This is a genomic window from Burkholderia sp. IDO3 (genome assembly GCF_003366075.1).
Lineage (GTDB): Bacteria > Pseudomonadota > Gammaproteobacteria > Burkholderiales > Burkholderiaceae > Burkholderia > Burkholderia anthina.
Window position 1 is genome coordinate 1408813 of the sequence record NZ_CP028963.1, and the last position, 20831, is coordinate 1429643.

18 protein-coding genes and 2 pseudogenes are annotated in these 20831 nt (G+C 60.6%); 15 read left to right on the forward strand and 5 right to left on the reverse strand.

All coding sequences use genetic code 11. The features are described 5' to 3' along the window. Nucleotides 1-82: 82 nt before the first annotated feature. Nucleotides 83-1246 carry a helix-turn-helix domain-containing protein gene (locus DCN14_RS21185; protein ID WP_240327413.1) on the reverse strand — a complete coding sequence of 388 codons (1164 nt, stop codon included), beginning with the start codon at nt 1244-1246 and terminating at the stop codon, nt 83-85. 65 nt (nt 1247-1311) lie between these two features. Here DCN14_RS21185 and DCN14_RS21190 point away from each other — a divergent pair, with 65 nt between their 5' ends. Continuing rightward, entirely contained in the window at nt 1312-2286 is a 975-nt protein-coding gene (locus tag DCN14_RS21190) for a nitronate monooxygenase family protein (RefSeq protein WP_096502690.1), read from the forward strand. Between the two features lie 138 nt (nt 2287-2424). Here DCN14_RS21190 and DCN14_RS21195 read toward each other — a convergent pair. The 4 genes and pseudogenes from DCN14_RS21195 to DCN14_RS21210 all read right to left on the reverse strand — a co-directional run. Continuing rightward, nucleotides 2425-2773: pseudogene (locus DCN14_RS21195) on the reverse strand (transposase); the annotation flags it as partial. 633 nt (nt 2774-3406) lie between these two features. After that, nucleotides 3407-4162 (reverse strand): IclR family transcriptional regulator, encoded by a 756-nt coding sequence (locus DCN14_RS21200; RefSeq protein ID WP_096502688.1) that lies wholly within the window; start codon nt 4160-4162, stop codon nt 3407-3409. 175 nt (nt 4163-4337) lie between these two features. Continuing rightward, the gene (locus DCN14_RS21205; RefSeq protein ID WP_096502686.1) at nt 4338-5393 is read right to left on the reverse strand and encodes a transporter substrate-binding domain-containing protein; all 1056 of its coding nucleotides are present in this window, start codon (nt 5391-5393) and stop codon (nt 4338-4340) included. A gap of 63 nt (nt 5394-5456) precedes the next feature. Further along, nucleotides 5457-6227, reverse strand: coding sequence for an SDR family NAD(P)-dependent oxidoreductase (locus tag DCN14_RS21210; protein ID WP_096502684.1), 771 nt, complete (start codon nt 6225-6227; stop codon nt 5457-5459). 272 nt (nt 6228-6499) lie between these two features. Between DCN14_RS21210 and DCN14_RS21215 the strand changes: the two genes are divergently transcribed. The 14 genes and pseudogenes from DCN14_RS21215 to DCN14_RS21280 all read left to right on the forward strand — a co-directional run. Further along, a complete protein-coding gene (locus tag DCN14_RS21215) occupies nt 6500-8512 on the forward strand; it encodes a hydantoinase/oxoprolinase family protein (protein ID WP_240327415.1) in 2013 nt (670 codons plus the stop codon). A 1-nt stretch (nt 8513) separates the two neighbouring features. After that, nucleotides 8514-10205, forward strand: a complete 1692-nt coding sequence (locus tag DCN14_RS21220; RefSeq protein WP_096502680.1) for a hydantoinase B/oxoprolinase family protein — start codon at nt 8514-8516, stop codon at nt 10203-10205. Continuing rightward, nucleotides 10180-11166 carry a fumarylacetoacetate hydrolase family protein gene (locus tag DCN14_RS21225; RefSeq protein WP_162826229.1) on the forward strand — a complete coding sequence of 329 codons (987 nt, stop codon included), beginning with the start codon at nt 10180-10182 and terminating at the stop codon, nt 11164-11166. Before DCN14_RS21220 ends, DCN14_RS21225 begins: the two co-directional genes overlap by 26 nt. A gap of 19 nt (nt 11167-11185) precedes the next feature. Continuing rightward, nucleotides 11186-12400: a pyridoxal phosphate-dependent aminotransferase gene (locus tag DCN14_RS21230; RefSeq protein ID WP_096502676.1), complete on the forward strand. Its 1215-nt coding sequence runs from the start codon at nt 11186-11188 to the stop codon at nt 12398-12400. Continuing rightward, nucleotides 12397-13791: an FAD-binding oxidoreductase gene (locus DCN14_RS21235; protein WP_096502674.1), complete on the forward strand. Its 1395-nt coding sequence runs from the start codon at nt 12397-12399 to the stop codon at nt 13789-13791. The genes DCN14_RS21230 and DCN14_RS21235 overlap by 4 nt, the downstream gene beginning before the upstream one ends. A 28-nt stretch (nt 13792-13819) precedes the next feature. Continuing rightward, nucleotides 13820-14968, forward strand: coding sequence for an ABC transporter permease subunit (locus DCN14_RS21240; RefSeq protein ID WP_096502672.1), 1149 nt, complete (start codon nt 13820-13822; stop codon nt 14966-14968). Between the two features lie 185 nt (nt 14969-15153). Then, nucleotides 15154-16056 (forward strand): amino acid ABC transporter permease, encoded by a 903-nt coding sequence (locus DCN14_RS21245; protein ID WP_162826230.1) that lies wholly within the window; start codon nt 15154-15156, stop codon nt 16054-16056. Nucleotides 16057-16068: 12 nt separating this feature from the next. Further along, nucleotides 16069-16845, forward strand: a complete 777-nt coding sequence (locus DCN14_RS21250; protein WP_096502668.1) for an amino acid ABC transporter ATP-binding protein — start codon at nt 16069-16071, stop codon at nt 16843-16845. A 62-nt stretch (nt 16846-16907) separates the two neighbouring features. Further along, nucleotides 16908-17213 carry a RidA family protein gene (locus DCN14_RS21255; protein ID WP_240327417.1) on the forward strand — a complete coding sequence of 102 codons (306 nt, stop codon included), beginning with the start codon at nt 16908-16910 and terminating at the stop codon, nt 17211-17213. A gap of 35 nt (nt 17214-17248) precedes the next feature. Then, a complete protein-coding gene (locus tag DCN14_RS21260) occupies nt 17249-17632 on the forward strand; it encodes a RidA family protein (RefSeq protein ID WP_096502664.1) in 384 nt (127 codons plus the stop codon). After that, on the forward strand, nt 17629-18291 hold the full coding sequence (locus DCN14_RS21265; RefSeq protein WP_205212610.1) for a glutathione binding-like protein: 663 nt from the start codon (nt 17629-17631) through the stop codon (nt 18289-18291). Before DCN14_RS21260 ends, DCN14_RS21265 begins: the two co-directional genes overlap by 4 nt. Before the next feature lie 124 nt (nt 18292-18415). Further along, a complete protein-coding gene (locus DCN14_RS21270) occupies nt 18416-19561 on the forward strand; it encodes a branched-chain amino acid ABC transporter substrate-binding protein (RefSeq protein ID WP_096502662.1) in 1146 nt (381 codons plus the stop codon). Continuing rightward, on the forward strand, nt 19558-20259 hold the full coding sequence (locus DCN14_RS21275; RefSeq protein WP_096502660.1) for a dienelactone hydrolase family protein: 702 nt from the start codon (nt 19558-19560) through the stop codon (nt 20257-20259). Before DCN14_RS21270 ends, DCN14_RS21275 begins: the two co-directional genes overlap by 4 nt. A gap of 352 nt (nt 20260-20611) precedes the next feature. Continuing rightward, nucleotides 20612-20788 (forward strand): annotated as a pseudogene (locus DCN14_RS21280) (integrase core domain-containing protein); the annotation flags it as partial. Nucleotides 20789-20831: the final 43 nt, after the last annotated feature.

Sequence of the window (20831 nt, forward strand, 5' to 3'; positions counted from 1 at the left end):
CTTGTCGGCTGGTAGTGTGAAGCGGCGGGGGGCGTTGTCGACGGCGAGCAAGGGCGGCCATTTGTTTCGCCACGAGACGAAATCATTGTTGCGATTCGGACGTGGGGCGAAAACGATCACGGTACGCGCCAGGGCTGAGGCCGACCATATTTTTGAACAGTCGACAGAATGAGCTCGTATCGTTGTATCCCACCTGGACCGTAATCCTATCGAGGCTGAGATCTCCAGCCTCCAGCAACCCGCGCGCAGTCTCGATGCGTAGGCTCTGCAAATACCTCAACGGCGGCTGACTTAGTGCCGACTGAAATCGGCGGATTATCGTGCGCTCGCTCACGCCAAGATCATGCGCCATCTCTGATATTTTCACGTCCTTCGCCATGTGCTTCTGCAGCCAATGCTGTGCACGGTGCACCAGCGAATCGGCGTGAGCTTTGTCTGCCAGCAACGGGAGATACGGTAATTGTTTCGTCTGACTGACATCGATGAGCATCGTTTTGGCGCACTGCGCAGCGATGACCGCTCCGGAAAAACGCTCGACAATATGAATTGTCTGCAGCAGGTAGGACGCTGACGCTCCGGCGCAAATCAAGCGGTCTGCTTCAGTAACAACGGGTTCCAACTGCAGGTCAATGCGGGGAAAGCGACTGCGAAACTGGTCTGCCAGCCACCATGTGGTCGTCGCAGGTCTGTTGTCCAACAGGCCCGTTTGAGCGAGGACGAAGGTGCCGGTGCAGTTTGCCGCAAGGTAGGCCCCTGCATGCCATTGCGAAACCAGCCAGTCGCATGCTGCAGACTGTCGTGCCAACAACTGGTCAAAAGCCTTGCCGCTCGCGTAGTACGCACTGGGAACAAAAACTAGATCGAACTTCTCTCGCGGTCGAATCGGCTCCGTGTTTAGTTGCAGACCGTTGCTTGCCGAAATGGGCTTCCCTGTCGCGGAAACAAACCTCCAATTGAACTGCGCATTTCCGTCGCCCCCTTGTCGCCGCAAGTGTGAGTTCGCAACCTGAAGGATATCGGCGAACCCGCCCAAGCTGGAAGCGTAGCAATCATCATATGAAAGGATGGCGGCGCGCGGCATGCTGTGTCGTATATCGCATTGAATATGTCGGTTTCGCCAATTTACCGCAATTCGACCAACGGAGAAACTGACCTTGTTCACATAGCGCCAGCGCAATGTGGCGAGCCAAATTTTCAATGGGGCGGCAGAACCGCACCAGCGACATTTAAACGTCCAGTGACGCACGGCGTGGTCGCGAGGTGTTCTCCGCATGCCAACGTGCTTTCGTACTAACTTAATCCGCAAACATCATGAAAACCAGGATTACAGAACTCTTCGGTATCGAATATCCGATCATCCAGGGCGGCATGCACCATGTCGGGTATGCGGAACTGGCGGCAGCCGTCTCCAACGCAGGTGGCCTCGGCATCATTACCGGCCTGACACAGCGAACGCCGACCGATCTCGCTGCCGAAATCCGGCGTTGTCGCGAGATGACCGACAAGCCGTTCGGTGTGAACCTCACGTTCCTGCCGACGGTCACTTCGCCCGACTATCCCGGCTATATCCGGGCCATCGTCGAAGGCGGGGTCAAGATCGTCGAAACTGCCGGCAACAACCCGCAGCCCTATCTGGCCGCGCTCAAGGAGGCGCATGTCAAGGTGATCCACAAGTGCACGTCGGTTCGTCACGCGTTGAAGGCCGAGTCGATTGGCTGCGACGCGGTCAGCGTCGATGGATTTGAATGCGGTGGTCATCCCGGCGAGGACGACATTCCGAACTTCATTCTCCTGCCACGCGCAGCCGATGAGCTCAAGATTCCGTTCGTGGCTTCCGGCGGCATGGCTGATGGCCGGTCGCTGGTTGCGGCACTGTCACTGGGCGCGGACGGCATCAACATGGGGACGCGATTTATCGCCACCCGCGAAGCGCCGGTGCACGAGAACGTGAAGCAGGCGCTGGTCGAGGCCACCGAACTGGACACGCGTCTGGTCATGCGCCCGTTGCGCAATACCGAGCGTGTGCTGCGCAATGCTGCGGTTGATCGTATCCTCGAAAAGGAAAGCAAGCTCGGCGCCGGTATCCGGTTCGACGATATCGTCGAAGAGGTCGCTGGCGTCTATCCGCGCATCATGAAGGAGGGTGCGCTCGACGCGGGCGCATGGTCGTGCGGCTTGGTCGCCGGGTTGATCCACGATATCCCGATTGTGAAGGAACTCGTTGATCGCATCGTGAGCGAAGCGACGGAGATTATCCACGGTCGGTTGGCAGGCATCGCGGCTTGATTTAGGGCGACTGGCTTAAGTTGACGTTTCTCTCACCACGCACCAATGTCCCCTAACGGAGTAGCAACTTAGAGGTCAGTTCGGTAACGGGAAGACCGATGTCAAGTACGTCTGTGTGGGGGCCCCCTATGTGTTTCGTCAAGCGTCAGGGGCTGACCTGGATTGGTAAATGGTGCCGTCGCGCAGCATGGCGAACAGGACGTCGCAACGTCGCCGTGTCAGCGCGATGAGCGCTTGGTTGTAGCGCTTGCCCTGCTGGATCTTGCGCGCGTACTAAGCCCGGGAGACAGGATCCCGCAATGCCGTGAAGGCGGATAGGAACAAGGCGCGGTGGAGCACCTTGTTGCCGCGTCTGGATGGATGAGCCTGAGCGCCGGGTGACCGGGGCAAGACCAGCGTAGGCCGCCAAGTGGGCGGCCGAAGCGAACGCTTTGTGGGCGACCTCGGTCAGGAGTCTGGCGGCGGTCCTGACGCCGATTTCCGGCACGACGAAGCAGTCGTCTTGACGAAAACATTGCAGCTACGGAGATTTTGCTGGAAGCGGACGAACTCCGGACTATCGAATCAGTCGCCGCAGCGGTACAGATCGAAGGCGATCATTACTACGCGCCGAAATGGAAAATCTGAACCGATGATCATTTTTCCGGATTAGGCCGGCGCGGCGAAAGGCATGGCAACGGCGCTGACAGTTCACTGACTTATCTGGCCGTGGCAATGGGCACAACGCTCGTTGGTATTGTCTTCGAACGAGGGCTGGGTTTTGCCGGTCTCTGTTTCGTGGCTGCGGGGGCGGTCTTCTGTCCTGGATGCCTTTGCACGCATCGAGGATTTCTGGGTGAGTCTGCTTCGCTTATCGGGTGTCAATCTGTTGCGGCCACGTCATGTAAGTGTACCTAGGCTGCTTTGTCTGGCCGTTCCCGGCAGGTTGTGCCGTGTCCTTCGGGGTTCGGGACACGATGTTGGTTAAACGGCGAAACGAACCTGGAGCCTGTTCATCTATCGACATGGAGCGAATATGGCAAACGAAAGAAACGACGTGGCAGCCGGCTCGACGACCGGTGCAGGCGCGTCGGCAGCAAGCGATTGCAATCCTTGACGTTGGGCGCGGCTTCTGCTGGCGTCAGTGACCGCGATAACCGAGCGTTTCCGATATACGTGTGGCGGCGCCTACGACGTCGGAGGCGAGCGACACGACGCGCTCGGCTCCGAGTCTATCGCTGGTTCCATTGAGCACGACCGAGGCGATGGGTTTGCCGTCTGCATTCCAGACCGGAGCAGCCAGACTGTTCGTACCGGTGCGGAATTCACCGATCGACGTCGCGTAGCCATCGACACGAATTTGCGTCAGGCGTTGACGCATTTCCGCAGCCGCATCGTCGGTCATCCACTGTGGGTCCACGCTTTTCGACTCGGCGATCGCCTGCTCCCACATCGATTCACTATGGAACGCGAGGATAGCCCGGCCCGCCGCCGTGCGTAATGCGGGCAGGCGCATGCCGATCATGCAGAATACGCGATTCGCGTCGTTGCTTTCGATCTTGTCGACGTAGATGATGTCGAGCCCGTCGCCCATGCACAGGAACACGGTTTCATCACATTGCTCGTGCAGGCGGCGCAGCTGTGAGGCGGCCGCGAGCCGCACGCGATCGCGCGACAAGGTCTTGTAGCCGAACTCCCACATCCGCAGCGTGGGGCCATAGCGGCCAGTGACCGGATCTTTCTGAGCGTAGCCAAGTTCGACCAGCGTGCTCAGCACGCGCTGGACGTTGCTCTTGGTCAGATTGATCTGGCGGCTCAGTTCGGTGACGCCGCGTGGCTGTTCGCTTTCGGCGAGCCGCTCCAGTACCGTCAGTCCCTTGAGAATCGTTGTGTCCATAAATCCCGATGTAATGTGAGGCGAGGCCGCCGGCAAAACGCAGCGCGCTGGCTCCGCATCTTTCCATCGCCGTGGCGGCTCAGAAAAGAACGTGCCGCCAACGTTGGCGGCGGCGTTGAAATTGTAGTCAATCCCCCATACGGCTGCTCACCGCAATATGAGGCTCGTTCATCACTCAGTCGAAAGTCGGCGAGAACAGCAGCCCGCCCTGCGACCATAGCGTGTTCTGTCCAGGTGGCAGTTTGTACGGGCTCTTGTCGCCGAGATTACGCGCGTAGATTTCGCTGTAATTGCCCATCTGTTTGATCACGTTGTACGCCCAGGCGTCCGGCAAGCCGAGTCCCTCGCCGACGCCTGGGGTTACGCCGAGCAGATACTTTACTTCGGCCGAACTGTTCCTGTCGGCGCGCTTCGCGGCGACGTTCTCCTGCGTAATGCCGAGACGCTGCGCTTCGATCAACGCGCCGAAGGTCCAGTTAATCACATCGAGGAACGCGTCGTCGCCTTGCCGCACCGCGACGCTGGTCGGTTCCATCGACACGATATCGGGCAGGATCGTCTGTTCTGGCGTCTTCAGTTCGCCGGCGCGTAGCACCGCGAGACCCGGACCCGCTGCCGACAGCGCGTCGCAACGGTGGTTCTTGTACGCGGACACGACGTCGGTGAAGTTCTCGAAAGTCAGCATCTTGTACTTCACGTTCAGCGAGCGCAGGTAGTTCACGAGCTGCTTGTCGCCAGTCGATCCCGCTACCGCACAGATCGTCGCGCCGTCGAGTTCCTTCGCGGATTTGATCTTAAGTGACGCGGGTACCATCAGCCGCACGCCAGCGAACAGGTACGGATTGCTGAACTGCAAGCCGAGCTTCGCGTCGCGGCTGCGTGTCCAACTGGTGAACATCGCGATCAGATCGATGGAGCCGGATTGGAGCGCCGGAAAGCGGTCCGCCCAGCTCACCGCCGAGAAGCTCACTTTCGGATTCGGCCCGAGAATAGCGGTCGCGATCGACTTGCAGATGTCGACGTCGAGGCCGTGCCAGCTGCCGTTGCTGCCGACTTCGAAGAAGCCGAGATAGGGCGAAGTCGGCACTGGACAGATCAGGTTGCCGCGCGCCTTGATGCGATCAAGCGTCGGCGAATTCGGTCCGGCGGCATAGGTGGACGGCGGCGCGAATGCGGCGAGCGTGAGCGCCGTGCCAGCGATCGAGAGTGCCTGTTTGAGCATCATTTTCATGGCATGTATTCCCGTAGCGAGTGAACGGCGCCGACGCGCCGGCAGAACAAAGAAGGACGCCGATCAGGCTGCTGCCGGCACGTCGCAGGTGTAGTTCAACGCGAGGCGGCCGCCTTCGACATAGACGATCTGGCCGGTCATGTAAGACGCGTCGTCGCTGGCGAGAAACGCCGCCACCGACGCGATCTCCGACACATCGCCCGGACGGCCGAGCGGCGTGCGCGACAGGATGCGGTGGCGCGATTCCTCGGTGGCGAGCACGCGTGCCTTCGACATTTCGGTAAGGATCGTGCCCGGTCCGATCGCGTTCGCGCGGATACCGTACTTCGCTAGCGAAATTGCGATCACCTTGGTCAACTGGTTCAGGCCTCCCTTCGACGTCACGTACGCGGTCTGATTCGGCAGCGCGACCTGCCCGTTGATCGACGACATATTGACGATCGCCCCCGGTGCGTTACGAGCGACGAGTTCGCGCGAGAAGCGTTGTGATGCCGAGAAGGCTGAAGTCAGATTGATGCGCAGAACGCGCTCGAAGTCTTCGAGTTTGTAGTCGAGGAAATCGGCCGGGCACGTTACCGCAGCGTTGTTGACCAGCACGTCGAGCTTGCCGACCTGTTTCAGCGCGCTATCGAACAGGCGAGTGATGTCGTCCTGACTGGACATATCGGCCTTGATGCCGATACCGCCGATCGCCTTCATCGCGTCGAATACCGAGTCCTGCAGATCTGCACCGACGACAAGCGCGCCTTCCTGCGCGAGCCGTTCCGCGCACGCGAGACCGATCCCCTGAGCCGCGCCGGTAACGAGCGCGACCTTGTCCTTGAAACGTTTCATTGAAAAATCCTTGAGACAGATTGCCGGCTCCACCGCACCGGATGCAGTTCATTATACAAATTTCTGTTCCGAATATCAGGACGATGACTCAGTATTTACCCCGGGTGGCAATTTTTATTGATTGTCCTACTATTCGATCCAGTCGACTGGATATCGAAACAAAGCAGATCAACAGCACGGCATCACGTCGTGCAACTGCCTGACCGAAGGAGAGCGTTGTGATTCGACTGGCTGTAGACATAGGTGGTACGTTCACTGACGTCGTTCTGGACGTGTCCGGTACACGCCACACGGCGAAGGTGCTGACCACACCGAGCGACCCCGAGCAGGGTTTTCTCGAAGGCGTGCAAACCGCGCTGGCAAGAGCCGGCATCGCAGCCGCCGACGTTGAAGCGATCGTGCACGGCACGACGCTCGCGACCAACGCGATCATCGAGCGCAAGGGCGCGAAGGTCGGGCTCGTGACGACCGAAGGCTTCCGCGATTCGCTGGAAATCGCGTATGAGCATCGGTTCGAGCAATCGGACCTTTATATGGTACGTCCGGAGCCGCTGGTGCCGCGCGAGCATCGCTGGGGCGTCGAAGGGCGGCTTGCGGCCGACGGCAGTGAACTCGTCGCCTTCGATGAAGCCGCGCTCGAACGCGTCGCGCAACAGATGAAGGATGCCGGTATCCAAGCGGTCTCGGTTTGCTTCCTGCACAGCTATGCGAACGATGATCACGAACGCCGAGCCGGTGCCGCGCTCGCCCGCCTTCTGCCGGGAATTCCGATCTCGCTGTCGTGTGAAGTGAGTCCCGAAATCCGCGAATACGACCGCGTCTCGACAACCGTCGCGAACGCCTACGTGCGCCCGCAAATGCAGGGCTATTTGCAACGGCTGGAAAAACAGCTCGCCGAACGCGGCTTCAACTGCGGTCTGTTGATGATCACGTCGAGCGGCTCGATGACGACGCTGCAAACCGCGTGCGAATTCCCGATTCGCCTCGTCGAGTCCGGTCCGGCGGGCGGCGCGGTACTCGCCAGCAATCTCGCTCAGGAACTCGGCGAAGCGAGCGTCGTGTCGTTCGACATGGGCGGCACGACCGCGAAAATCTGTCTCGTCGACGATTACCGCGCGCTGCAATCGCGCACCTTCGAAGTCGCCCGTGCGTATCGCTTTCTGAAAGGCAGTGGCTATCCGTTGCGCATTCCGGTGATCGAGATGGTCGAGATCGGCGCGGGCGGTGGCTCGCTCGCGGGCCTCGACGAATTGCGGCGTATCACGGTAGGCCCCGAGAGCGCGTCGTCGGTGCCGGGACCGGCGTGCTACGGACGTGGTGGCAAGCGTCCCGCGGTCACGGACGCCGACCTGATGCTCGGCCGGCTCGACCCCGAGCGCTTCGCCGGCGGTCAGATCCGCCTGTCGACCGATGCGTCGGCTGGCGCATTACACGCGGTCATCGGTGAGCCGCTTGGGATTGACGAACGCGCGGCGGCCGCTGGCATTAGCGAGATCGTCGATGAAAACATGGCAAATGCAGCACGCGTGCATGCAATCGAGTGGGGCAAGAATCTGCAGGAACGCACGATGATCGCGTTCGGCGGCGCCGCACCTCTGCACGCCGCGCGTCTGGCCGACAAATGCGGGATTCGCAAGGTGGTGATTCCGACCGGCGCGGGAGTCGGCTCGGCAATCGGCTTCCTGCAGGCTCCGATCGGCTATCACGTGACGCGCTCTCGCTACGTCAATCTCGAGGAATTCGATCCGCAAGCAGTCAACGATCTGTTCGCATCGATGAGCGACGAGGCCGCGGCTGCGATCCGCAAGGCGAGCGCGAAGGGTGCGATCGAGGAAACCCGGGTCGCTTACATGCGATATCGCGGTCAGGGCCACGAAATCGACGTCGCGTTGCCGGCACGACCGCTCACTGCCGACGACAAGTCGTTAATGGAAGACCTGTTTTCGGAGCGCTACGAGTCGCTGTTCGGTCGTACGATTCCGAGCCTCGGCGTCGAGGTGATGACATGGAGTCTCGCCGCCAATATTCCGGTGCCCGCGCCGCGAACGCAATTGCCGACCCGACGTGGCGCCAAAGCTTGGCCATCGTCGCGCCGCGCTATCTTCGATCCCGAACTGATGGAAGCGCTCGAGCACGGCATTCACGTGCGGCGCGAGCTCGCGCCCGGCGCGGTCGTCGAAGGCCCGGCGGTGATCGTCGAAGATGAAACCTCCACGCTCGTCGGCCGCAATTTCGACGCGTTGATCCTGCAATCCGGTTACATCCAGCTCGAAAGGAAGTCCTGATATGAAGTCCGATCTGATCCAGCTTCAGGTGACGTGGAGCCGTCTGCTCGCGATCGTCGAAGAACAGGCGCAGACACTGATTCGCACGGCGTTTAGTGTGTCGACGCGCGAAGGCGGTGACGTGTCGGCGGGCGTGTTCGATGCCGAAGGCCGCATGCTCGCGCAGGCCGTGACCGGCACGCCAGGCCATATCAACTCGATGGCGATGGCGGTGCCGCACTTCGTCAAGCGCTTCCCGGTGAGTGAAATGAAGGAAGGCGACGTCTTCCTGACCAACGATCCGTGGCAGGGCACCGGCCATCTGCACGATTTCACGTTTGTTACGCCGACGTTCCTGAACGGCAAGGTGGTTGCCTTCTTCGCCTGCACATCGCACGTCGTTGATATTGGCGGGGTAGGTTTTTCGCCGGAAGGGCGCACCGTGTATCACGAAGGTCTGCGCGTGCCGATCATGCGCTTCGCTGATAAGGGCGTCACCAACGAGTGGCTCATCGAGATTGTGCGCAACAACGTGCGCGAAGCGACGCAGGTCGTGGGCGACATGTACGCGCTCGCCGCGTGCAATGACAACGCGGTGAAATCGTTGATCAGTCTGATGCACGAATACCGCATCGATTCGCTCGATGCGGTGCGCGACTATATCTTCGAGAACACGCGCCAGGCGATGCTCGACGCGTTCAGGGCGCTGCCGAAGAAGCAGGCAAGCAACGCCATGCGTACCGACGGCTATGACAAGCCTGTCGATCTGGCCTGCACGGTGACGATCGAGAATGAGCGCATCGTCGTCGATTTCGATGGCAGCTCGCCGGTGTCGGACTTTGGCATCAACTGTCCGTTGTGCTATACGGCTGCTTATGCGTCGTTCGCGGTCAAATGTGTCGTTGCACCAAAGGTGCCGAACAATTCGGCGTCGCTCGACATGATCGTTGTGACCGCGCCGGAGAACACCATCGTCAATGCTCCGTTCCCCTCGGCCGTTGCGGTGCGAAGCGTAGTCGGCCATCTGGTGCCCGATGTTGTGTTCGGGGCGATGCATGAATTGCTGCCGGGCCGCGCGCCGGCCGAAGGCGCGGGCTCGCTGTGGGGAGTCAAGGCAGGCGCAGGCATGGGCCTCACGCCGATGGTCGGCAATGGCACCAAGCAGACGAGCTTCATGATGATGAGTCTGCACAGCGGCGGTATGGGTGCGCGTTCGAGCTGCGACGGTTTGTCGGCGACGCCGTTTCCGAGCGGTGTGAAAAACATTCCCGTCGAAGTGACCGAGGCAATCACGCCGCTCGTGATCTGGAAAAAGGAACTCCGTCAGGATTCGGGCGGCGTCGGCAAATTCCGCGGTGGCCTGGGCCAGACCATGGTGGTCGGCAGCCGCGAGGACGCGCCGTTCGCCATTCTCGCCACCTTCGATCGCATTCATAACGCGCCACGCGGACGTTCGGGCGGCAGCGGCGGCGCGAACGGCATCCTGCGCCTGGAATCGGGCGAGCTTCTCAAACCGAAGGGGCGTCAGGTGATTCCGGCCGGCGCGCGTGTCGTGCTCGACATGCCGGGCGGCGGCGGCTTCGGCAAACCGGAAGAGCGGCCGCTCGAATTGATCGAAGCGGACCTGCAGCGCTATCTGATCAGCTGGGAAGCGGCCGTTGCTGCTTATGGCGTCTCCCGCGACGCGAATGGCAAGCTCGTGCGCGCCGTCTGACTCTCAAAGGAACCTGAACGCTATGCGTCTCTGCCAATACGACACGCCGGATTCACCGTGCATTCACGTTGGTGCGCATCTTACGAGTGGATTGATCGTCGATGTCGCGAGACTGATTGACCAGCCGTTGAAATCGATGATCGAGTTCATCGAGCTTGCCAACAACGGTGATATCGATCTCCATCTGCTGCGCGCGAAACTGGGAAAGCTCGACGAAAAGGAAGCGCTGAAACTGGGGGCACTCACGCTGGACAAGTTGCATCTCCGCGCACCCGTCACGGAACCGCCCAAGTTCTTCGCGATCGCGATCAACGGTCGCTCGAATTGGGAACGCTCGATCAAACCGGAGAATCCGCGCCCGCAATACTTCATCAAGCTGCGCACCTGCATCACCGGTCCGTTCGATCCGATCGAGCTGCCCGACATCGGCTGTGTCGGACCGGAAGTGGAACTTGCACTGATCATCGGAAAAGGGGGCAAGGACATCGCTGCCGCCGACGCGTCCAGGCACATCTTCGGCTACACGGTGCACAACGATCTGACCGCGCATCACCTGCGCGCGACGTCCGAGTGGATCCGTCTGCGCCGCAAGGACGGCAGCGAGGAGCAATTGACCTATCCTGGCCGCTGGAAAAATTTCGATACGTTTTCTCCGATGGGGCCGTTCCTCGTTACGCCGGACGAAGTGCCCGACCCGCACGCACTCGCAATGGACGCGCATCTGAACGGCGAACTCGTGCAGCAGGGACATTCGTCCGATGTCGTGTACCGGATTCCGGAGCTGATCGAATATCTGTCGGCCGCGCACACGCTCGAAACGGGCGACATCGTCTCGATCGGCACGGTGCCCGCAGTCGAGCCATGGAAGATGGCGACCATCGATCTGCGCAAGTACGGCGGCACGATCGACGTGTCGATCGAAGGTGTCGGGCGATTGAGCAACCCGATTCGGGCGGTTTAACGGGAAGGGTACAGTGAACATGTCGAACGCATTTACACGTTCCGCCGCGCTGTCGCGCATCAGTCCGTCCGCGACGATCGCGATCACGCAGAAGGCGCGAGATCTTCGCGCGGCGGGACGCAAGGACATCCTGTCGCTGTCGATCGGCGAGCCGGACTTCGATACGCCCGGCCACGTGTGCGAAGCAGCGCGCGCCGCGATTGCCGCGGGCAGCACACGCTATCCGCCGGTGTCAGGCGTGCCGGTGCTGAAGGAAGCAGTCGCCGCGAAGTTCGCGCGCGATAACGGCTTGCATTACACGGTGAATCAGATCGTCGTGAGCGCGGGCGCGAAACAGGTGATCGCCAATGCGATGCTCGCGACGCTGAATGCTGGCGACGAAGTGCTGATTCCTGCGCCGTACTGGGTGTCTTATCCGCAGCTCACGCAGTTGTGCGGGGCGACGCCGGTGTTCGTGCCGACGTCGGCCGCTGACGGTTTTCTGCCGCAACCCGAAGCGCTCGATGCCGCAATCACGCCTAAAACGCGCTGGCTGATCCTGAACTCGCCGAACAATCCGTCGGGTGCGGTGCTCGATCGCGCATCGATCACCGCGCTCGGCGAGGTGTTGCGCCGCCATCCGCATGTGTGGATTCTCACCGACGACATCTACGAGCATCTTATCTACACCGACGATCCGTACACGACGATGGCGCAGGTTTGTCCCGATCTCGCCGATCGCACGCTGACGGTCAACGGCGTGTCGAAGGCCTATGCGATGACTGGTTGGCGTATTGGGTTCGCGGGTGGCCCGGCGCCACTGATCAAGGCGATGGAGCTCGTGCAAAGCCAACTGACGGGAGGCGCTTCGTCGATCGCGCAGTTCGCTGCGGCCGCGGCGCTGGACGGACCGCAGGATTTCGTCTCGGAATCTCGCACGTCGTTCCGTACGCGGCGCGACAAGTTGATCGACGCATTGCGGGCGATTCCGGGAATCGAATGTGCGACACCCGACGGCGCGTTCTATGCATTTCCGTCGTGCACGGCATTTTTGGGGCGCTCGACGGCGAGCGGCACGGTCCTGCACACTGACGAAGACTTCGTGCGCGAACTGTTGGAAACAGCGGGCGTCGCGGCCGTGCACGGTTCGGCATTCGGCAGTCCCGGCCAGTTCCGCGTGTCGTACGCCGCGTCGCAGGACGTGCTCGGAGAAGCGTGCCGCCGACTTCAACAGTTCTGCGCCAGCCTCCGATGAAACCGCTTCCCGATACGATTCACGATGCCGTTTCGTACGATGCGTCGCCCGACGATTCTTCGGACACATCGGGCGATGCGATGGCGTTGCGTCCGTACTGGGCCGACGCGCGTCCGCACGACGCGACCTTCGATGCGCGCGCGCCGTTGCCTAAGAAGTGCGATGTCGTGATCGTCGGCGCGGGGTTGACGGGCATTGAAGCAGCGCGGGTGCTTGCTGAAGCGGGCCGCGATGTGCTCGCGCTCGATTCGGGCCGCCCGGGCGCAGGCGCGAGTACGCGCAACGGCGGTCAGATCGGGCGCAATTTCAAGCACGCGTTCGGTGAATTGTGCGACACGCTCGGCGAAGCGAAGGCGATCGGCTATTTCGGCGAACTGCGTGCGGCCTACGACGCCCTCGCGGCGCTCGGCGAGCAAGCGGGCGACGCGATCGGCTGGCGCAAATGCAGCCGCGTAATCGGTGCGATGAGCGGTGCCCATCTCACGCGCCTCACCCGCGAATACGAGCGACGCGCGCGGCTGCTCGGTGAAGAGATCGACGTACTCGATCGCACTCGCATTGCCGATGAACTTGGCTCGCCGCTCTATCTCGGTGGCGTGCGCGTGATCGAAAATGGTGCGATTCATCCAGGCCTGTACACCGAGTTCATGTTGCAACGCGCGATCTCGGCAGGCGCGCGCGTCGTTGGTCATACTCCCGTCACGCGGATGGAACGTACGCGCAATGGCTTCGACGTGCACGCCGCGCGTAGCGTGATTTCCTGTCGCGACGTCCTGATCGCCACGAACGGCTACACCGACGTTTGCAAGTGCGACGCGCTCGACTGGTTCCAGCAGCGACTCGCACCGATCAATTCGTACATGATCGCGACCGAACCGCTCGACGACGCGACGTGGCATGACGTGCTTCCGCAACGTCGCACATATCACGACAATCGCCGCCGCTCGCATTTCATGACGTTTTCGCCCGACGGCGCTCGTTTGCTGTTCGGCGGACGCACCGGCAACGACCCTTCGATGTCGCGACGCACGCTCGCCGCACTCGCCGACGACCTGCGCTTCATTTTTCCAAAGCTCGCCGACGTGCGCATCACGCATGGGTGGACGGGCCGTTGCGCCGGTACACGCGATCTGTTCCCGCACGTCGGCGTGAATCCGCAAGGCATGCACTACGCGCTCGGCTACTGTTTTTCCGGCAACGCAATGGGACCGTATCTCGCGCGCAAGGCGGTCGCACGCATTCTTGATCGGCACGACGAAGCGCAAACGCTGTTCGACAGCACGAGCTTTCCGGCGTTGCCATTACTTGCACGCAATCGCTGGACGATGCCTGTGTTGCTGAACTACTACGCTTGGGCCGACCGGCCGAAAGGATTGGCTCGCGCGATCTAGCGTGAACTCTGTTTCGAGAGGTATTGCAATGAACGTCAACACCGCATACCGGCAAAGCCGCATCGCGAGCTGGACGCTGCAGATCGGTGTCGTGGCCGTGCTGATCGCGTTGATTGGCTGGTCGATGGTGACAGCGTGGCAGCGAATGCACGCGCAAGGCATCGCGTACGGTTTTGGTGTGCTCGGTCGCACGACCGGCTGGCAGATCAGTTCGCCTTTCCTCGATCAAACCGCCGACGATCCGTACTGGTGGACGCTGGTTGTCGCGTTCGTCAATACGCTTGGCGCGAGCGTGATGAGCATCATGTTCGCGTGCTTCATCGGCGTGGTGATCGGCATCGGACTGCTCGCGCCGAATCGAGTCGTCGCGCAGATGTTTCGCACGTACGTCGAGATTTTCCGCAATGTGCCGCTCGTGTTGCAGGCGCTGTTCTGGTACGCGACGCTTACGACCTTGCCCGCGCCGCGCGCCAATCCACCATCGCTGTTCGAGATGTTTTACGTCTCGAATCAGGGGCTCTTCTTACCATCGATCGAACTCAAGGAAAGTCGTTTCGCCTGGGCCTGGATCGTCGTTCTCGTTGCGTTGTGTGCTTGTTTCATGTGGCGGCGGGCGTCGACCCGAAGACGTTTGTTAGCAACAAATGCAATGGTGGTAAGCACCCTCGCGCTCGCCATATTCACGGTCGCTCTGCTGAGCGCCGGGTCGATCACCGTAGACGTGCCGCGAATGACCGGCTTCAGTTTTCGCGGTGGCTGGAACGTACCGCTCGAACTGATTGCATTGGTGCTCTCAACCGTGCTGTTTTCCGCCGCCTATATCGGTGAAATCGTGCGCGGTGGTTTGCAGTCCGTACCGCGCGGGATGATCGAAGCGGCGCAGGCGCTCGGGCTCCCCGCGCGTACGGTATTCGGTGCGGTGCGCTTTCCGATCGCATTGCGATCGATGGTGCCGGCGCTCGGCAACATCTTCCTGTTCATCGTGAAAGCGACGGCGATCGGTAGTGCGATCGGTTATGCGGACGTGTATTCGGTGTCGGTCGTTAGCATCAGTCAGACCGGTCAGGCGGTCGAGTTTCTGGTCGCGATGATGGTCATGTACTTCGTGCTGAATTATTCGCTGACGATCGTGATGAACGCGCTGAATCGCGCAATCTCCTTCAAGGGGAATCGTTAATGAACAGGATCGACTCGTTTTCGCTTTCGGGCAACATGGCTTCGTCCGCGAACGGCGGGCCGCCATCAATGAAGAGGGCGTCGCTCCAGCCCGGTGATCTCATACTCTCGACCGTCGGCACGCTCGTATTCGCTTTCGTGCTGTGGCGCGTGTTGTCGTGGGCTGTCGTGCATGGCGTATTCGGCATGACACCACAAAGCTGCAACGACGCAACCGGCGCGTGTTGGTCGGTGATTCGCGCGCGCTGGCGCATCATCCTGTTCGGCCTCTATCCGATCGACGAGCAGTGGCGCTCCGCGCTTGCATCGGTTATTGCGATCGGCACGCTCGCGCTCGCGTGCGTGCCGCGCATGTGGAGCGCTGCGCGGATGATGCCGATCCTGCTAGGCGGATACGCGCTGTTTCTGCTGATTATCCACGGTGGCGTGTTCGGTCTAGACGTCGTGCCGTCGTCGCGCTGGGGCGGTCTCACGCTCACGCTTTTTATCTATATCACGGTGATCTCTTTCGGCTTGCCGATATCAATCGGACTCGCGTTGCTGCGTCAAAGCCGTTATCCGGTGTTCCGTCACCTGACCGCGTTCGTCGTCGACGTCACGCGCTCGCTGCCGCTGCTGACGATTCTTTTCTCCGCAACCGTGATCATTCCGCTGATGCTGCCGCACGTATTACAGGGCGACAAGCTCGTGCGATCGCTGGTCGGCTTCACGTTCTTCTTCGCGTGCTATCAGTCGGAGATCGTGCGCGGCGGGTTGCAGGCAGTCGGACGAGGACAGGTGGAAGCATCGCAGGCGCTCGGCATGAGCTACTGGAGCACGACGGCGCTGATCACATTGCCGCAGGCCTTTCGCATCGCGATGCCCGCGACGATCAACCAGTTCGTGATCACGTTCAAGGAAACGTCGCTCGTGATTATCGTCGGCCTGTTTGATCTGATGGCGTCTGCGCAGGCGGCGTATCACAGCGGCGAGTGGAGTGCGTATCACACCGAGGTCTACGTGTTCGTCGCGCTGATCTATTTCATCGGATCGTTCAGCTTGTCGAGGTACGGAAAGTACGTCGAGCGGCATTTTCAAACTCCTCGCTAGAAAGGCGCTTTCATGTCCCAAGTCAATACATTGCCGCCAGCCTGTCCGGATGGTAACGAGGCGGTTGTCCAGTTGCGCGGCGTTAACAAGTGGTACGGCCGTTTTCACGTGTTGCAGAACGTCGATCTCTCCGTGCGCTGCGGCGAACGCATCGTGATCTGCGGGCCATCCGGTTCCGGGAAATCGACGATGATTCGCTGCATCAACGCGCTCGAAGAACATCAGGAAGGGGCGATCGTCGTAAATGGCGTCGAGCTTTCGGGGGCGACGAAAAGCATCGAGAAAGTGCGGCGCGAAGTTGGCATGGTATTCCAGAGCTTCAATCTGTTTCCGCACATGTCCGTGCTCGAAAACTGCATGCTCGCGCCGGTGCGCACGCGTCGTCTGACGAAAGCACAAGCCCGCGAGCGTGCGATGCATTATCTCGAACGCGTGAAGATTCCACATCAGGCGAGCAAGTATCCGGGGCAATTGTCGGGCGGACAGCAGCAGCGTGTCGCGATCGCGCGCGCGCTATGCATGAACCCGAAAGTGATGCTCTTCGACGAGCCGACTTCGGCGCTCGATCCCGAGATGATCAAGGAAGTGCTCGACACGATGGTCACCCTTGCCGAGGAGGGAATGACGATGCTGTGCGTTACCCACGAGATGAACTTCGCTCGTCGCGTCGCGGACCGGATCATCTTCATGGACGCTGGCGCGATCGTCGAGGATCAGCCGCCCGAATCCTTCTTCTCGAATCCGCTTCACGAACGTACCCGGGACTTTCTCGGGCAACTGATGCATTGATTTTTAAAAGGAATTTCACCATGAGCGACATTCAACGCTTCGACTTCCGAAAACGCATTCACATGAGCGTCGTCCACGGCGGTACCGTTTATCTGACCGGACAGGTCGGCACGGCGAACCGGCCGGCCGCGGAACAGATGCAAGAGATTCTGGAAAAGGTCGAAATGCTGCTCGCGCAGGCTGGCAGCAGCAAGTCGCGCATTCTGAACACGACGCTGATTCTTGCCGACGTTGCCGACTACGACGCGGTTAATGAAGTATGGGACGCGTGGGTTGACAAGGACAACGCACCGTCGCGCTCAACCTTGCAGGCGCAGCTCGCGTCGAAGGGGCTGCTGGTCGAGCTTATCGTGATTGCGGCGGCGTAATCGGGCGAGGGGCTCGTTTCCATAGGAGATATCCGATGAAAAAGCAGTTCATCGTGCCGCAGGGCATACATGCAACGCCGACATATTCATACGCGGTGAAGGCGGATAACACGGTCTATCTCGCGGGCCACGTCGGCCGCGACGCGCAAGGCAAGGTCGTCGAGGGCGGGATCGAGGCGCAAACCGTACAAGCATTCGAGAATCTGAAACGCACGCTCGACGCAGCCGGCGCGACGCTGGCCGACATCGTCAAGCTGACGATTCACATTACCGATATCGAAGCGATGGCGACCGTACGCGATGTGCGTGCGCGCTATCTGAAACCACCGATGCCGGCGAGCACGGCGGTCGAGGTCGCGAAACTTGCACCCGGTGTGCTGATCGAGATCGACGGCACGGCCGTGATCGACGACGCATGATGTCCGCGCAACCGACCGTACCGCGGATTTTCTATTCTCCGGAAGCGTGCTCGCTCGCTGCGCACATCGCGCTCGAAGAAACGGGTGAGGCATTCGAGCCGGTGCGCATTGCGCTGGCCGATGGCGAGCAGCGCTCGGCCGGCTATCTCGCGATCAACCCGAAAGGGCGTGTACCCACCGTGGTCGACAATGGGTTCGTCGTGACGGAGTTGCCTGCGGTGCTGCTGTATATCGCGCGGCGGTTTCCGCACGCGAAGTTATGGCCCGACGATCCGCAAGGCGAGGCGCGTTGCGCCGAATGGGTCGCATGGTGTGCGTCGGGTTTGCATGAAACGTTCGGCCATTTGCGGCGTCCCGAGCGTTTCGCCGATAGCGATGCAGCCCGCCGTGAAGTCGCGGACAAGGGGCGTGTGTCGTCGCGTGCCGTGTGGGAGATGGTGGAACGGAAGCTCGCGGCGTCGAGCGATCCATGGGCTGCCGGTTCGCGCTATTCGGTCGCCGACGGATGTCTGCTCACGTTCTGGATATGGGGTCGCGCGAAGACGCTTCGGTACGACATGCACCGCGACTTCCCTGCATGGACGGCGCTTGCGGAACGTGTCGCGCGACGTGATGCGGTACAACGCGCACTAGAACGCGAAGGCCTACTGCCACCCTGATTTTCGTGACCTTATTGGATCGTTGTCCGAATGAAGGTGTGGTTTTCCAAAAAAGAGGGAACAGCGCTGTTTGCCGGTGCAGACTGCGCTTTCTTTGTCTGCAGCAAACGAAAGCAAAACGGAGATGGAGATGAAGAGTGGATTGAAGGTACTATGCGGCGCCGTAACGCTCGCATCAGGAGTGGTTGCGACGGGTGTGCATGCGCAGACCGTCGTGAAGATCGGGAGTGCTGCACCTCTAACGGGCGGCATGGCGCACGTTGGCAAGGACAACGAGAACGGCGCGCGTCTCGCGATCGAAGAGATCAACGCGCAAGGACTGGTGATCGGCGGACAGAAGATCACGCTGCAGCTTGACGCTCAGGACGATGGGGGTGATCCGCGCCAGGCGACCCAGGTAGCGCAGAAACTTGTCGACGACAAGGTTGTGGCGGTCGTCGGGCATCTGAATTCGGGTACTACCATTCCCGCGTCGAAGATATACAGCGACGCCGGCATCGTGCAGATTTCGCCGTCGGCGACGAACCCCGCATACACGCAACAAGGATTCAGGACAACGTACCGGATGGTTGGAACCGATGCGCAGCAAGGTCCCGCGCTGGCGAAATATGCGGCGGGGCCGTTGAAGGTGAAGACGCTCGCGGTCGTTGATGATTCGACCGCATACGGCCAGGGCCTCGCAGACCAATTCCAGAAGGCAGCCGAAGCGCTCGGCATAAAAGTACTGTCGCATGACGCGACCAACGACAAGGCCATCGATTTCCGTGCGATCCTGACCAAGATCAAAGGGGAGAATCCCGACGCGATCATGGTCGGTGGCATGGATCCGACCGGCGGTCCGTTCGCACGTCAGGCCCGGCAACTCGGCCTACGCGCAAGAATTCTCGGTGGCGATGGCATGTGCACGGAAAAAATGCCGTCGCTTGCTGGTGATGCAGCCGGCAATGTCGTGTGTTCGGAAGCCGGTAAGGCGCTCGAGAAAATGCCGCAAGGTGCCGCGTTTGCTGTGAAGTATGAAAAGCGTTTCGGCGAGCCTATCCAGATCTACGCGCCGTTCTCGTACGACGCGGTCTATATTGTCGTCGACGCTATGAAGCGTGCGAATTCGTGTGACCCCGCGAAGATCCTCGCTGCGATGCCGGGCACAAATTTCGGCGGTGTCACGGGGCAAACAAGCTTTGACGCTCACGGCGATCTCTCGCACGGCGTCATCACTCTCTACACTTACAAGAACGGGAAGAAGACAATTCTCGATATGGTGACGCTATGACTACTTCCGGTTCGTGGATTGAAATCGAAGCGCACGATGGCGGGTTGTTCCAGGGATATCTCGCACTGCCGCCCGCGAAGCGCGGCCCGGGGCTGCTCGTGCTGCAGGAGATCTTTGGTGTGAACGCGCATATTCGTGGCGTTGCCGAGCAATACGCGGCGCAAGGTTTCGTCGTGCTTGCGCCGGACATGTTCTGGCGGATCGCGCCGCGTATGGAGATCGGCTATCACGGAGAGGATCGCGTGCGCGCGAATCGTCTGTACGACGAGCAGCTTGACAAGACGTTGGCGCTTGCCGACGTCGGCGCGGCGGCTGAGCGTTTGCGCGCGCTGCCCGAAGTGACCGGCAAAGTCGGAGCGGTCGGATTCTGCTTCGGTGGCTGGCTGACTTTCGCGGCTGCCGTTGAGCGGATGATTGACATCGGCGTGTCGTATTACGGGGGCGGCATCCAGCATCAGCTCGAAGACTGCGAGCGTATCGTCGCACCGATGCAGTTCCATTTCGGCGAAAGCGATGAGCACGTGCCGATTTCACTTGCCGATGCGCTGCGAGAGCGTTTTGCAGGACGCGATGGAGAGGTGCATACCTACGCAGGTGCGGATCATGGCTTTAACTGCTGGGAACGCGAAACGTATAATCCGGGCGCGGCCGAACTTGCTCATGAGCGCGCGTTGCAGTTTCTGCGTAAACACCGCTGAGATATTCGCATCTTGCGAATGAGTCCATCTCCAGACGGTGATCATTTCTTTTCTTAGACTGGTCACTGGCTTCTCCAACCTGGATAGAGCAACGACAGCGACATCGTGTCATCTTATTACCAGGGGTTCTGAGCGGCGGTCGTCCGATGCTATCGAGGGACGACCCGGAGATGGCGGCATGGCGTTCCTCCTGACAATGCTCTCGGGTAACGGCGAGGAAGGTTCGTGGTTCGTGGTGCGCGGATGGGCGATGCCATAGTCCGGAACTGCGTGCGGTTGGATCTATGCTGCGCATGACGTGTCAATTCAGTGTTACGCCATCCTGAAGAAGACAGATGCAGCAGACTGCTGCGACGAATTGCCGAATCGCGAATGGTTCCGCAGCCGGGCCGAGGCCGAGGTACTCATCGAACGCTGACGACAGTTCTACAACGAGCGTCGGCCCCATAGTGCTCATCGCTATCAATCTCCTGCCACGGTCCGTCGAGCGTGGCAGGATTCCGATAATATCGACGCGAGACGCGCTGCCCGATTGGTCACAAAATTCCGTCCCAGGTCAACTGCGCGCGTGC

Bases quoted from the DNA above. Each gene is read 5' to 3' on its own strand.
- DCN14_RS21190 (WP_096502690.1), top strand. From the start codon at position 1,312: ATGAAAACCAGGATTACAGAACTCTTCGGTATCGAATATCCGATCATC.
- DCN14_RS21200 (WP_096502688.1), bottom strand. From the start codon at position 4,162: ATGGACACAACGATTCTCAAGGGACTGACGGTACTGGAGCGGCTCGCC.
- DCN14_RS21205 (WP_096502686.1), bottom strand. From the start codon at position 5,393: ATGAAAATGATGCTCAAACAGGCACTCTCGATCGCTGGCACGGCGCTC.
- DCN14_RS21210 (WP_096502684.1), bottom strand. From the start codon at position 6,227: ATGAAACGTTTCAAGGACAAGGTCGCGCTCGTTACCGGCGCGGCTCAG.
- DCN14_RS21220 (WP_096502680.1), top strand. From the start codon at position 8,514: ATGAAGTCCGATCTGATCCAGCTTCAGGTGACGTGGAGCCGTCTGCTC.
- DCN14_RS21225 (WP_162826229.1), top strand. From the start codon at position 10,180: ATGGCAAGCTCGTGCGCGCCGTCTGACTCTCAAAGGAACCTGAACGCT.
- DCN14_RS21230 (WP_096502676.1), top strand. From the start codon at position 11,186: ATGTCGAACGCATTTACACGTTCCGCCGCGCTGTCGCGCATCAGTCCG.
- DCN14_RS21235 (WP_096502674.1), top strand. From the start codon at position 12,397: ATGAAACCGCTTCCCGATACGATTCACGATGCCGTTTCGTACGATGCG.
- DCN14_RS21240 (WP_096502672.1), top strand. From the start codon at position 13,820: ATGAACGTCAACACCGCATACCGGCAAAGCCGCATCGCGAGCTGGACG.
- DCN14_RS21245 (WP_162826230.1), top strand. From the start codon at position 15,154: ATGACACCACAAAGCTGCAACGACGCAACCGGCGCGTGTTGGTCGGTG.
- DCN14_RS21250 (WP_096502668.1), top strand. From the start codon at position 16,069: ATGTCCCAAGTCAATACATTGCCGCCAGCCTGTCCGGATGGTAACGAG.
- DCN14_RS21255 (WP_240327417.1), top strand. From the start codon at position 16,908: ATGAGCGTCGTCCACGGCGGTACCGTTTATCTGACCGGACAGGTCGGC.
- DCN14_RS21260 (WP_096502664.1), top strand. From the start codon at position 17,249: ATGAAAAAGCAGTTCATCGTGCCGCAGGGCATACATGCAACGCCGACA.
- DCN14_RS21265 (WP_205212610.1), top strand. From the start codon at position 17,629: ATGATGTCCGCGCAACCGACCGTACCGCGGATTTTCTATTCTCCGGAA.
- DCN14_RS21270 (WP_096502662.1), top strand. From the start codon at position 18,416: ATGGAGATGAAGAGTGGATTGAAGGTACTATGCGGCGCCGTAACGCTC.
- DCN14_RS21275 (WP_096502660.1), top strand. From the start codon at position 19,558: ATGACTACTTCCGGTTCGTGGATTGAAATCGAAGCGCACGATGGCGGG.